Raw genomic sequence first — 12640 nt, 5'->3', positions numbered from 1 at the left:
AGATCCTGCTGCAAATGAAGTGAATTTACCCGGTGGCCTTCCCCGACCCCGGCTAATAGTTTTCCACTGTAACCGTAGCGTTATAAACTGGCCAAGAATTGTGCATACCCGGTATTGCCAGATGCGTTGGCTGGTGGTGTGACGTTAATCCCAGGATCCGTACGCCCGCACCGTGTTTTGACTGATTTGGGCGCCCAGCGCGGCAAGGTCCGTACCTGTCAATTCGGCCATGGCACGCACAGTGTAGGGGACCATGTAGCTGGCGTTCGGACGGCCCCGGTGCGGATGCGGAGTAAGGAAGGGAGCGTCCGTCTCCACCAGGACCAGTTCCGGGTCCGCGACGGCGAGCGCGGCCCGCAGGTTCGCTGCGTTCTTGAAGGTCAATGTGCCGGCGAAGGACATCCACCAGCCTTCCTTGTTACACGTGGCCGCCAGCTCCTCATCACCGGAAAAGCAATGGAAAACCACGCGTTCAGGGGCTCCTTCTTCCTTCAGCACCTGCACAACGTCACTGTGGGCATCCCGGTCGTGAATCTGCAGCGTCAGGTCCAGCCGCTTGGCGATATCTATGTGGCGGCGGAAGGAGTACCGCTGGTGCGCCAGGCCCTCGCCCTCGGTGCGGAAAAAGTCGAGCCCCGTCTCGCCGATGGCCCGGACGCGAGGATGAGCCGCCAGCCGCTCAATCTCCGCCAGAGCCTCTTCCAGTTCACCGCGTTCGGCATAGCGCGGAGCGTCGTTGGGGTGAAGCGCCACAGCTCCGAGCAGCCGGTCGTCCAGGTCCACTGCCTGGACCGTGAACCGCGAGGATTCCAGATCGCAGCCCACCTGGACCGCCCCCTGGACGCCTACCGCCGCGGCGGCGTCAAGCGCTTCTTTGATCCCCACCGGCGCTTTTCCGTCCGGGAAGTCCAGGTGCGTGTGGTTGTCCATAACTGGCACCGGCAAAGGCTCCGGAGCAGGGGGAAATTCCCGTTGCGAAGAACTGCCTGCTTCCGGAGCGCCGCCGTCAGCGGAAGCACGGTAAGCGGCGGGAATCAGCGGATTGCACATCCATCAAGCCTAAACCGCTAAGTTGGCCGCATATTTGTTGGAACTCTCTGTTAGCTGCGGCAGTTGTGTTAGTAGTCTGGTACGAACACATGCGGACGCCCACCGACGGGCGAAGGCAGGGCTCTCTGTCCCGTCCAGGTGAACCCGGGCTGAAAGGTTGCCGATGGAATCCCACCGACGCACTGCCAACGATGTGAGCGCCACGAACCGCAACCTGGCGGGGTTCACGGACCCCGTCAGCCGCCTCAACGGGCACCGGCCCAACGCGATGGACAGTACATCCTTCCACGCCGCGAGCCAGCGGATCCTGGACACCATCAACACGGTGATCGACGGGAAGTCCGATGCCGCGAAGCTGGCATTAACGGTCCTGCTGGCCCAGGGCCACCTGCTCCTGGAAGATGTGCCGGGTGTGGGAAAGACGCTTCTGGCCAAGACACTCGCCCGGACCATCGACTGCACGGTCAACCGGATCCAGTTCACCCCGGACCTGCTGCCCTCCGACGTCACCGGCGTTTCCATCTACAACCAGTCCTCCAGGCTCTTCGAGTTCCGCCCAGGTGCGGTGTTCGCCAATATCGTGATCGGCGACGAGATCAACCGGGCGTCAGCGAAGACCCAGTCAGCCCTGCTCGAGTGTATGGAGGAGCACCAGGTGACGGTGGACGGCAAGTCCTACCGGCTTGACGAGCCGTTCATGGTGGTGGCAACGCAAAACCCGATCGAGATGGAGGGCACGTACCCGCTGCCCGAAGCCCAGCGGGACCGCTTTATGGCACGCATTTCCATGGGCTACCCGGACAAGGACTCCGAGATCGAAATGCTCGAGACCCACCAGGCAACGTCACCCCTTGCCAAGGTAGCGGCAGTGGTAACCACTGCCGACGTGGCAGCCATGATCGCCATGGTGCAGCAGGTCTACGTCTCGCAGGCAGTCAAGGAGTACACCGTGTCCGTGGGCAGGGCCACCCGGGAGAGTCCTCTGCTTCGTCTGGGCGCGAGTCCCCGGTCCATGCTGCAGCTGCTGCGGGCTGCCAAGGCCACGGCGGCCCTGGACGGCCGGGACTTTGTCCTGCCGGACGACGTCGTGGATGTTGCGGAAGCTGTGCTGGCGCACCGGATCATCCTTGACCGGAAGGCCGCCGGAGCCGGCGAAACCCCGCACAGCGTTCTCCGTGCCATCCTGTCCCGGCTGCCCGTCACACACAGGCCGGCCGACGCCGGAAACAAGGCTTCCGCGGCCACGGGCAGAACCACCCGTGTGGCAGGCCTGAGCAGGAACCACTAGGCGGGTTTCCCATGGCGCTGCTGGACAGACTGCCCCGACACCTCTTCACCCAGCGCGGCTGGGGCATGCTGGCTGCAGGGGCCGCAGCACTTGCCGCTGCGCAAGTGATGGGCCGGAGGGACCTGTTAAGCCTGGCAGTACTGCTGTTCGTGCTTCCGCTGGTCTCCCTCGCGGGGATCCGGCTGGTGAAGCCCCGCTTCCAGGTGTACCGCGAATTCAACCCCTCTCCGGTGGAAACATCGGCCTCCACTACCGTCCGGCTCGCGGTAGCGCGGACCGGGGCAGCCAGCGGCAGGGCCACCATGGAGGAAAAGCTGCCTCCCCGGTTCGGTGAGTCGCCCGCCTTCCGGTTTCCGTCCCGCTCCGCCAACGGCGGCACCAGCAGGTACGAGTACCACCTCCACTCCGCCCAGCGCGGCCAGTTCCTGATCGGACCCGTGACTGCCGAATTTACCGACCCGTTCGGACTGTCCCTGCACCGGCAGGCAATAGACGACGGCGACACGCTCACCGTCACGCCCGCCGCCGTTGTGCTTCCCCTGACCGGGCTGGCCGGCGCCCGCGGCAACGACGGCGTCACGGCGACCAGGATCCGGGCAAATCCCAGCGACGACGACGTCATGACCCGCGAATACCGGCATGGAGATCCGATGCGCCGGGTGCACTGGGCCGCTACTGCACGCCACGGCTCCCTGATGGTGCGGCAGGAGGAATCCGTCACCACGCCCGAAGCCACGATCATCCTGGACCACAGATTCACCGCGTTCTCCGGGGGTTCAGGTGTGGTACCCGCAGGAAGCGCAGCCCAGGACGGCTACGCCATGATCAGCAGCGAAACCTTCGAGTGGGCCGTAGTTGCTGCCATGTCGATCAGCGCCCACCTGGCCGAGCGGAACTACGCCCTGCGCCTCCTGGACGCGCGCGGGGAACCTGCGTTCCTGCATTCGCCCTCCGCTCCCGAACCCGAGGTGGAGGAGTACAGCGGGGCATCCGGGCTCCAGTCCATCGCTGAAAGTCTCGCGGCAATTCAACTCACCGGTCCGCATGCCCGCCGCGACTCCGGACGCAAAGGCATCGCCGGTCCCCGGGAATCGCACGGACACCAGGACTCCGGACCGCCACCCTTTGAGGACAACCTGATGGACAAGTTGTCAGCGCACCGCATGCGGGGACCCCTGATTGCTGTCCTGGGCAGGATCTCACCCTTGGATGCTTTGTCCCTCGCCCCGGCCGCCGGCTACGGCACCAACGCCTTTGCCATCATTATCACCGAGCGGCCCGTCGAATTCGAGGACGCACTCGACAAGCTGCGGCAGGGAGGCTGGCGGGCTGCTGCCGTGCCGCCGTCAGTATCCGTGGCAGCCGCCTGGAACCAGTTCGACCAGGACGTCGCCTTGCCGGAAACTCCGGCAACAGAGGTCCGCCGGGGAGCGGAGGTGACAGGATGACCATTGCACCGCCCCGGAATTCGGGAACGGACCGGCAACCCGTGCTGCCCGCAGGGAACTCAGCAGGACGACCCCGCGTTGGCGCCTACCCCTGGATGATGGCAGGCTCAATTGCCGTGGCAGTGGCTGGCGCCGCCCTTTCCCTGAACGGAGTCCTGAGGGGCTGGGGCTGGTACTGGCCCGTTGTCACCACCGTGCTGGTAGTCTGCCTCAGCCTGGCCGCCCTGCGTTCGGCCCGGGCACAGCCCCTGCTGGTGACAGCCGGCGGGTTCCTTGCCCTGGGCGCCATCCTCACCCTGACGTTCTTCCGCGGCTCCAGCATTGCCGGTGTCTTCCCTACCGGAGCCAGCGTCGCCGAGCTGGACCGGTTGATCCGCCGGGCCAGTGAAACAGTTCTGTCCGAAACAGCACCCGTCGCCCCCAACGTGGGGATCGTTATGGTGATCTGCGCCGTCCTGGGCCTGGCTGTCATCCTTGTTGACGCGCTCGCCGTGCCGCTGGGTATGCCTGCCGCCACGGGTGCTGGATTGCTGGCCATCCTCGTGGTACCTGCCATGATCAAGCCGCAGAGCGTCGGCTTTTGGGGGTTCACGGCCGCCGTGGCGGGGTACCTGATGATCCTGGCATGCAGCCAGTGGTTTGTTCCGGATTCCCGGGGCCCTGTCGATTCAGCCCGCAACCCGGGCCAGGTCCGGAGGGCTGCCTTGACGGGGTCCGTGGCGCTGGTTGCCACCATGCTGGTGCCGATGGCGATCCCGGGCTTCGACCAGGGCACGTTCCCGCAGGGCTCACGGCTCAATCCGTGGGGCAACTCCACTGGCCTTAACCCGATGATCACCCTGGGCAACAGCCTGCGCACTCCTGCCGGCACCGGACGGATCACGTATGCCACCAATTCCAAGGCCCCGCTGTACCTGCGGACCGTCACCGTGGACCATTTCGACGGCGACTCCTGGGGCCCGGATGACCGCAACGCGTCCCGGCGCCCCCTTGGCAGCCAGATCGATCCCGGCTACACCGTCCTCGCCGACGAACAGCAGCCTGTAGTCACGGCTATCGACGCCGGAACCTTCACCAGCCCCTATCTGCCGGCACCGTACCCGCCCGAATCAGTGCGGGGCCTGGATGGCCGGTGGACCTGGGATCCCGCCACGTTGAGCATCAAGGGGACGGACACTACCACCCGGCGGCAGGAGTACCTGGTCACTTCCTCCGTTCCAAAGCTGACGGCCGGGCTGCTGGCGCGGTCCTCGTCAGACGTGCAAGGCATCTCCGAGGACTTCACCAGGATTCCCGGCAACGTGCCCGATATCGTTCGGACAACGGCCAGTACGGTGGCAGGTCCCAGCGCCACGCCCTACGAGAAAGCGATGGCCATCCAGAAGTACCTCCGGTCCCCGGAGTTCACCTACTCCCTGCAATCACCTGTGCAGGGCGGATATGACGGAAACGGGCTCTCGGTCCTGGCGGACTTCCTGGAACAGAAGAGCGGCTACTGCATCCATTACGCGTCCGCAATGGCCGTGATGGCCCGGCTGGAGGGAATCCCTAGCCGCATTGCAGTGGGCTTCGCCCCAGGCAGGTTGACCGGCGCCACTGTTTCCGTGGCCGGACAGGGCGCACTGCCCGAATACGAGGTGGATGCGAGGGACGCCCACGCCTGGCCGGAACTGTACTTCCAGGGACTGGGATGGGTGCCTTTTGAGCCAACGCCGTCCCGCGGGGTTGTGCCTGACTACGCTACGGAAGCATCCGCCCCGTCAGCCCCGGGCGCCCTTGAGAACAATGACGACCTTGTCCCGGAGGCCACGCCGGCACCTGCCCCGGCACCCAGCGCCGCTCCCCTGCCCGCCCCGGGTGGAGGCGGGGGCACTGAAGCCGGAATACAGCTCGTGCCGTTGCTTCTGGGCCTGGGCGGTGTCCTGGGGGCCGCGCTTCTCGCCGCGGCGCCGCGCCTGGCCAGGACAGGCCTCCGGGCACGGCGGCTTCGACCGGCAGAACCAGGCACGGCCGCGGTGCTGGCCTGGAGCGAAGTGGTGGACCTGGGAACGGACTATGGCCTGCCGCCGAAGTCCAGTGAGACCCCGCGAGCCTACAGCGCGCGCTTGCGTGAATCCGGGCTGCTGGGGGAACCCCGGGGACTTGACGACGCTGCCCATCAGGCCGCCGCCGCGTTGACCTCAAACTTCGAACGCCGCGAGTATGGGCCTCCGCCGGCAGGCCCCGAAGTCCCTGAAGGCACCGGCCGCACCGATCCGGGGCCACAAGCCGCTGAGCAGGACGTAACCGGCGCCCGGATCGCGGCACTTGAAGCAGCGTTGCGGGCCCATGCCCCCGCCCTGCGGCGACTGCGCGCCTTGTGGGTGCCGCCGTCGGTGATTGGACGGCTGGGACGCCTGCTGACGGCGCCGTTCCGGACTGCCGGAGCAGCGACGGTCCACATGGCGAAAGCCGCCACCCGCTTCTGGTCAGCGCGCTGGCCCGCGCGTTCCTGACTTCCCGGCAGGCGGCGGCTTTGCCGTCGTGAAGGAAGGCCTACACTGCGTACGGGTCAGCGATGCCGATGTACTGCGTGTAGAGGTATTCCTCGATGCCTTCAAGTCCGCCTTCACGCCCGAGGCCGGACTGCTTGACGCCGCCGAAGGGTGCTGCGGCGTTGGAGATAACGCCGGCGTTCAGGCCCAGCATGCCGGTTTCGAGCCGTTCGCCCATCCGGATGCCGCGGTTGAGGTCCTTCGTGAAGACGTAGGCCACCAGCCCGTATTCGGTGTTGTTGGCCAGCCGGACGGCGTCGTCTTCGGTGCTGAAGGTGGTGATCGGGGCCACTGGGCCGAAGATTTCCTCGGCCAGGATCCGGGTGCCCTCGGTAACGCCGGAGAGGATGGTGGGCTGGTAGAAGTAGCCCGGACCCTCCACCCGGCCGCCACCCAGAACCGCCTTGGCACCGGATGCGACGGCGTCCGAGACCAGTTCATGGACCTTGTCCCGGCTCTTGGCGTCGATCAGCGGGCCCACCTTGGACTCGGGCTCGGTGCCGCGGGCTGTGGTCATGTCCTTCATCTTCGCGGCGAACTTTTCCGCGAATTCAGCGGCGATGGATTCGTGGACGATGAAGCGGTTGGCCGCGGTGCAGGCCTCGCCCATGTTCCGCAGCTTCGCGAGCATGGCTCCGGCGACGGCAGCGTCAAGGTCAGCGTCCTCGAAGACCACGAAGGGGGCGTTGCCGCCGAGCTCCATGGAGGTCCGCAGCACAGTTTCGGAAGCGTCCGCCAGCAGGCGGCGGCCCACTTCGGTGGAGCCGGTGAAGGACAGTTTGCGGAGCCGGGAGTCCTTGATCAACGGACCGGTGGTGGCGCCGGCGGTAGAGGTGGGAATGACGTTTAGGACGCCGGCGGGCAGCCCGGCCTCCATCATGACGGCGGCGAACAGTTGGGAAGTCAGCGGTGTAAGGTTCGCGGACTTCAGCACCATGGTGCAGCCCGCGGCCACCGCGGGAGCGATCTTGCGCGTGGCCATGGCCAGCGGGAAGTTCCACGGCGTGATCAGCAGGCAGGGGCCCACCGGCTTCTTGGTGACCAGCAGCCGGGATTTGCCGTCAGGGGACACGGAATAGCGGCCGAAGGCGCGGACGGCTTCCTCCGAGAACCAGCGCAGGAATTCGGCGCCGTAGGTGACTTCGCCCCGGGCTTCCGCGAGCGGCTTGCCCATCTCCATGGTCATGAGCAGCGCGAAGTCCTCAGCCCGCTCCGTCACGAGCTCAAAGGCGCGGCGCAGGATTTCGCCGCGCTCACGCGCGGGAACCTTCGCCCAGGACTCCTGGGCGGCAGCGGCCGCGTCCAGGGCCGCGGCACCATCTTCAGGTCCGGCGTCGGCAATGCTCAACAGCACCTTGCCCGTGGCTGGATCTTCGACGTCGAAGGTCTTGCCCGAAGCGGCAGCCCGCCACTCACCATTGATAAGCAGGCCGGTGGGAACAGAGGCCAAAAGGGCGCTTTCGCGTTCTGCGGAAACGGCCGGCTGTGCAGTGACAGTCACGATGACTCCCTCGTCAGTAGGGTTATTGCAGCCCAGGTCGTCGGCCGGAGTGGCCGCCGTCGTCAAGGCTGATTAGTTGCCAGACTACTGCTGTGCCACCTGCGGGTCTACGCCTTCACGCACTACGGAAAGACGGAAGGGCTGTGCACCTGCACAGCCCTTCCCCGGCCGCCAGCGGCCCGCTTTAGCGGGCGGCGAGCACGGCGGAGTAGAGCTCGCGCTTGCTCACCCGGACGTCTTCCGCCACGGCCGCAACAGCCTCCTTAAGGCGGATCCCCTGGGACACAAGTTCGTTGACCGCGGCCACGTGGTCCTCCGGAGTCCCCGGAGCCTGTTCAGGTGCGCCGGCCAGGACAACGGCGATTTCACCGCGGACTTCGGTGGTCTCCGCCCATTGCAGAAGCTCCCCGAGCGAACCCCGGATGACTTCTTCGTAGGTTTTGGTCAATTCCCGGCATACGGCGACGCGCCGCTCAGCGCCGAAGCGTTCACGCAGCGCCCGCAGCATCACCTCCAGCCGGTGCGGCGCTTCGAAGAACACCATCGTTCGGCGCTCCCTCGCAAGGTCAGCCAGGCGGGATGCCCTTTCGCCTGCCTTTCGGGGCAGGAATCCCTCGAAGCAGAAACGGTCCGTGGGCAGGCCGGACAGCGCCAGCGCCGTCAGGACAGCCGACGGGCCGGGCACCGCAGTGACGGTAAGCCCGCCTGCGACTGCCCCTTCCACCAGCCGGAACCCGGGATCGGACACCGACGGCATCCCTGCGTCGGTGACCATCACCAGGGTCTTGCCTGCCCTCACCTGTTCAAGAAGCTCGGCTGTCTTCGCTGCCTCGTTGTGCTCGTGATAGCTGATCACCCGCCCGGCCACAGTGACGCCCAGGCTTTGCACCAGCCGGTGCAGGCGGCGGGTGTCTTCGGCGGCAACGATGTCGGCTGTGCCCAGCAGCTCCACCAGGCGGGCGGACGCATCACCCGTATTACCGATCGGGGTGGCCGCCAGCACGATCCGGCCTCCAGGAGGCGCTGGTACCGCGGCTGCCTCCGAACCCCGTGACGGCTGTCCTTCGGCTTCCTCCTCGGGGGTGGCGGTGCCGGAAGCGGGAAAGGGGCTGGGGTTAGGGTCCACGCCACCAGCCTACTGCTGCGGGCGCGGCCGGCCGCAAACGGTAGCATGGGGCTCGTGACGCAGACCTCGACGCGGCCGGCCGGGGCCGAACACGCCACATCCCCGGAGTCCGCCAGTTCACCCCCCGGAACTGTTGCCCGGCCGGGAAACCCGCCGGACCGTCCGTGGGTCATCCGGCCGTCACAGGCCTTCACGGCGGAGTCCCTGCGCGCGCGGCTGCTGGGGTCCGTCCACAGCTGGCGGGACTACCCGCCGTCGCTGCGGCTTTGGTTCCTGGTGGTTCCCCTCCTGACTGCGGCAGCCGGCGGCGTCCTGCGGTTTGTCCGGCTTGAGGTGCCGCAAAAGCTTGTCTTTGACGAAACGTATTACGTCAAGGATGCCTACTCGTACCTGATCAGCGGTTATGAGCGCAGCTGGCCGGACAAAGCCAATGATTCCTTTAACGCAGGCAACCCAGCTTTGCTCCTGGATTCTCCTGAGTACGTTGTCCACCCCCCGGTGGGAAAGTGGATGATCGCCGCCGGCATGTGGCTCTTCGGTGCAGACAACTCCTTCGGTTGGCGCTTCGCCGCGGCCCTGACCGGCACCTTGTCCATCCTGCTCCTGGCCCTGATAACGCTCAAACTCTTCCGTTCACTTCCGCTGGCGGCTGCCGCGGGACTCCTCCTGGCCGTGGACGGCCATCACCTGGTGATGTCGCGGACATCGCTGCTGGATATCTTCCTGATGTTCTGGATCCTCGCAGCGTTTGGCGCCTTGCTGATGGACCGGGATGACGGCCGACGTCGGCTGGCCGCACGGCTGGCGAACGCTGCCTCCGCCAACGGGGGACTTCCCACGCCCGCGCAGCTGCTGTCCGGGCCATGGCTGGGGATCCGCTGGTGGCGGATCGCGGCCGGAATCTTCTTGGGGCTCGCCGTCGGGACCAAGTGGTCAGGTTTGTTCTTCCTGGCCGGTTTCGGCATCCTCACCGTCCTGTGGGACCTCAGCGCCCGTCGGGTGGCGGGGATCCGCGGCTGGATCAGCGGCGGCGTGATCAAGGACGGCATCCCGGCGTTCCTGAGCGTGGTCCCGGTCGCCGCGCTGGTTTACGCCGCCACCTGGACCGGCTGGTTCCGCTCAGAGGACGCCTACTTCCGCCGCTGGGCGCTGAGCAATCCGTCAGCGGAGTGGGGCTGGCTGCCGGATTCGATCCGGTCCCTGGCGCACTACCACCTGGAAGCGTACAAGTTCCACCAGGGCCTGGGGTCCGAGCATCCCTATGAGGCGAGCGCCTGGAGTTGGCTGCTGATGGGCAGGCCTACGTCGTTCTTCTATGAATCACCGGAACGCGGCACACCGGGCTGCGACGTGGACAAGTGCACATCCGCCATCCTGTCCGTGGGAAATCCCCTCATCTGGTGGGCGGCAGCCATATCCCTGATAGTGCTCTTGTTCTGGTGGGCGGGGCGCCGGGACTGGCGGGCGGGAGCGGTGCTGGCCGGTGTCGCCGCCGGGTACCTGCCCTGGTTCCTGTACCCGGAACGCACCATGTTCTACTTCTACGCCGTGTCCTTTGAACCGTTCCTGGTGCTGGCCCTCGTCTATTGCCTGGGCCTGGTCCTGGGCAGGACGACGGACCCGCCCTGGCGCCGGCGGTCCGGGCTGTACCTGGTGGCCTTGTTCGTTGCGGCTGCAGTCCTGCTGGCAGCCTTCTTCTATCCTGTCTGGGCCGCCGAAGTCATCCCGTACCAGGAGTGGCGGCTCAGGATGTGGATGCCCTCCTGGATCTAGGGCAGGATGGCAGGAGAGCCCCGACGGAGCCGCTGCCGCGGCATGGCAGCGGAACGGAGACCCCAGTGAGAGAAGCGAGCACCGAACTGCTGGTTGAGCTTGATGCCGCCAGTAACGTCACGGACCTGCTGCTGGAGCAACAGGCCGCCAATCCGGCCCGCGCCCTCTACCGGCGCAAGGGGCCGAACGGCTGGATGGACGTCACGGCGCAAAAATTCCTGCAGGATGTCAGCGCCCTTGCCAAGGGCCTGATCGCCGGCGGACTCGAGCCGGGCGACACGGTTGCCGTTATGTCCGCCACCTCCTACGAATGGACGCTGGTTGATTTCGCCATCTGGTTTGCCGGCGGCGTGACCGTTCCCATTTATGAGACGTCCTCCCCCAGCCAGGTGGAATGGATCCTCCACGACGCCGGAGTGCGGCGTGTCTTCGCCGAGGACCGTGCCAAGGTGCGGCTTGTGACGGATGTCCTTGCCGGTTCCGCGCTGCTCCGGGACCGCCTCGTCAACGTGGTCCGGATGGACTTCGACGGCGAAGCCCCCGATCTCGCGAGCCTGGCCGCCGCCGGCACGGGTGTCACCGATGCGGAGCTGGAACGGCACCGGAGCCGGGCAGGGCTGGATGACGTGGCGTCCCTGGTTTATACCTCCGGAACCACCGGCAACCCCAAAGGCTGCGAAATCACCCACGGCAACTTCGCCCTGGTGGCAAAGAACATCGCCGCGTTCCTCCCGGAACTGCTGCTCCAGGACCAGGCGCGCACCCTGATGTTCCTGCCGCTCGCCCACGTCCTGGCCCGGGCGGTGCAGGTGGTCTGCCTCACCGCCGGCGCTACCCTGGGGCACACCCCGGGGGCCGCCCAGCTCCTGGAGGACCTGGCCACGTTCCGGCCCACGTTCCTGCTGGTGGTTCCGCGGATTTTCGAAAAGGTCCGCGCCACCGCAGCGCACAAGGCAACAGTGGCGGGCAAGGCGCGGCTTTTCGACGCCGCGTCGGCAACAGCCATTGAGTACTCGCAGGAGGAAGACAGGCGCAGCCGGGGCGAGGGCAGCGGTCCCGGTCTGCTCTGCCGGATCCGCCACGGAATCTTCGACAGGCTGCTGTATCCCCGGCTTCGCCAGGCCTTCGGCGGCCAGGTGGGGTACACCGTGTCAGGCGCCAGTGCCCTTGCGCCGGAGGACGCCCATTTCTTCCGTGGTGCCGGGATTCCTGTCCTTGAGGGGTACGGCCTGACTGAGACCACGGCACCGTGCACTGCCAATACGCCTTCTCTCACGCGGGTGGGATCAGTGGGCATCCCCATCCCCGGCACCACTGTCCGGGTAGCCGACGACGGCGAGATCCTGGTCAAGGGCATCGGCGTCTTCCGGGGTTACCACGCCAACCAGGCGGCGAACGCTGAGGCCTTCGTGGACGGCTTCTTCCGCACCGGCGACCTCGGGGAGCTTGACCCCCAGGGCTTCCTGACCATCACAGGGCGGAAAAAGGACCTGCTCGTCACCGCCGGCGGCAAGAACATTGCACCCGGGCCATTGGAGGAAAGGATCCGCGCTCACCAGTTGGTGGCCCACGCCGTGGTGGTGGGCGACCGAAAGCCTTTTGTCTCGGCGCTCGTAAGCCTGGACCCGGAAGGCCTGGACAACTGGCGTTCCGAGCAGGGGCTGCCCGCCCTTGCCATGCAGGATGCCGTCAAGGACGCGCAGGTAGCGGCAGCAATACAGGAGGCGGTGGATCAGGCGAACCAATTGGTGTCCAAAGCAGAGTCCATCCGCAAGTTCACCGTGCTGGATGCCCAGTTCACCGTGGAGTCAGGTCACCTGACGCCTTCCCTCAAGCTGAAGCGTTCCGCCGTCGTGCATGACTACGAAACCGAAATCGCCAGGCTATACGCTTGATCGGTTGACTGATCGGCCGGCTGTC

General features: G+C 66.4%; 8 protein-coding genes. 5 read left to right on the top strand and 3 right to left on the bottom strand.

Annotation, left to right across the window (positions count from 1 at the left end):
• Positions 1–144: 144 nt before the first annotated feature.
• Complete coding sequence (locus tag M8J71_RS04875; protein WP_256246856.1) at positions 145–1050, bottom strand: TatD family hydrolase; 906 nt, start codon at positions 1048–1050, stop codon at positions 145–147.
• Positions 1051–1213: 163 nt separating this feature from the next.
• On the opposite strand from M8J71_RS04875, the gene M8J71_RS04870 reads away from it, so the two are divergent.
• From M8J71_RS04870 to M8J71_RS04860, 3 genes are read left to right on the top strand one after another with little or no spacing between them, the layout of a single operon-like run.
• Positions 1214–2338 (top strand): AAA family ATPase, encoded by a 1125-nt coding sequence (locus tag M8J71_RS04870; RefSeq protein WP_256246855.1) that lies wholly within the window; start codon positions 1214–1216, stop codon positions 2336–2338.
• An 11-nt stretch (positions 2339–2349) separates the two neighbouring features.
• Positions 2350–3786, top strand: coding sequence for a DUF58 domain-containing protein (locus tag M8J71_RS04865; protein WP_256246854.1), 1437 nt, complete (start codon positions 2350–2352; stop codon positions 3784–3786).
• Positions 3783–6281 carry a transglutaminase family protein gene (locus M8J71_RS04860; RefSeq protein ID WP_256246853.1) on the top strand — a complete coding sequence of 833 codons (2499 nt, stop codon included), beginning with the start codon at positions 3783–3785 and terminating at the stop codon, positions 6279–6281. The genes M8J71_RS04865 and M8J71_RS04860 overlap by 4 nt, the downstream gene beginning before the upstream one ends.
• 40 nt (positions 6282–6321) lie before the next feature.
• Here the strand turns inward: M8J71_RS04860 and M8J71_RS04855 are convergent, their stop codons facing one another.
• A complete protein-coding gene (locus M8J71_RS04855; protein WP_256246852.1) occupies positions 6322–7821 on the bottom strand; it encodes an NAD-dependent succinate-semialdehyde dehydrogenase in 1500 nt (499 codons plus the stop codon).
• Between the two features lie 184 nt (positions 7822–8005).
• Positions 8006–8947, bottom strand: coding sequence for a 16S rRNA (cytidine(1402)-2'-O)-methyltransferase (gene rsmI, locus M8J71_RS04850; protein WP_374114808.1), 942 nt, complete (start codon positions 8945–8947; stop codon positions 8006–8008).
• Between the two features lie 45 nt (positions 8948–8992).
• On the opposite strand from rsmI, the gene M8J71_RS04845 reads away from it, so the two are divergent.
• Positions 8993–10720 (top strand): dolichyl-phosphate-mannose--protein mannosyltransferase, encoded by a 1728-nt coding sequence (locus M8J71_RS04845; RefSeq protein ID WP_256246851.1) that lies wholly within the window; start codon positions 8993–8995, stop codon positions 10718–10720.
• A gap of 65 nt (positions 10721–10785) precedes the next feature.
• Positions 10786–12615, top strand: a complete 1830-nt coding sequence (locus M8J71_RS04840) for an AMP-dependent synthetase/ligase (protein WP_256246850.1) — start codon at positions 10786–10788, stop codon at positions 12613–12615.
• The last annotated feature ends 25 nt before the right edge of the window (positions 12616–12640 follow it).

The organism is Pseudarthrobacter sp. R1 (assembly GCF_024494415.1).
GTDB lineage: Bacteria > Actinomycetota > Actinomycetes > Actinomycetales > Micrococcaceae > Arthrobacter.
This window is presented reverse-complemented; position numbering and strand designations above follow the sequence as displayed.

Bases quoted from the DNA above. Each gene is read 5' to 3' on its own strand.
- M8J71_RS04865 (WP_256246854.1), top strand. From the start codon at position 2,350: ATGGCGCTGCTGGACAGACTGCCCCGACACCTCTTCACCCAGCGCGGC.
- M8J71_RS04845 (WP_256246851.1), top strand. From the start codon at position 8,993: ATGGGGCTCGTGACGCAGACCTCGACGCGGCCGGCCGGGGCCGAACAC.
- M8J71_RS04870 (WP_256246855.1), top strand. From the start codon at position 1,214: ATGGAATCCCACCGACGCACTGCCAACGATGTGAGCGCCACGAACCGC.
- M8J71_RS04875 (WP_256246856.1), bottom strand. From the start codon at position 1,050: ATGTGCAATCCGCTGATTCCCGCCGCTTACCGTGCTTCCGCTGACGGC.
- M8J71_RS04860 (WP_256246853.1), top strand. From the start codon at position 3,783: ATGACCATTGCACCGCCCCGGAATTCGGGAACGGACCGGCAACCCGTG.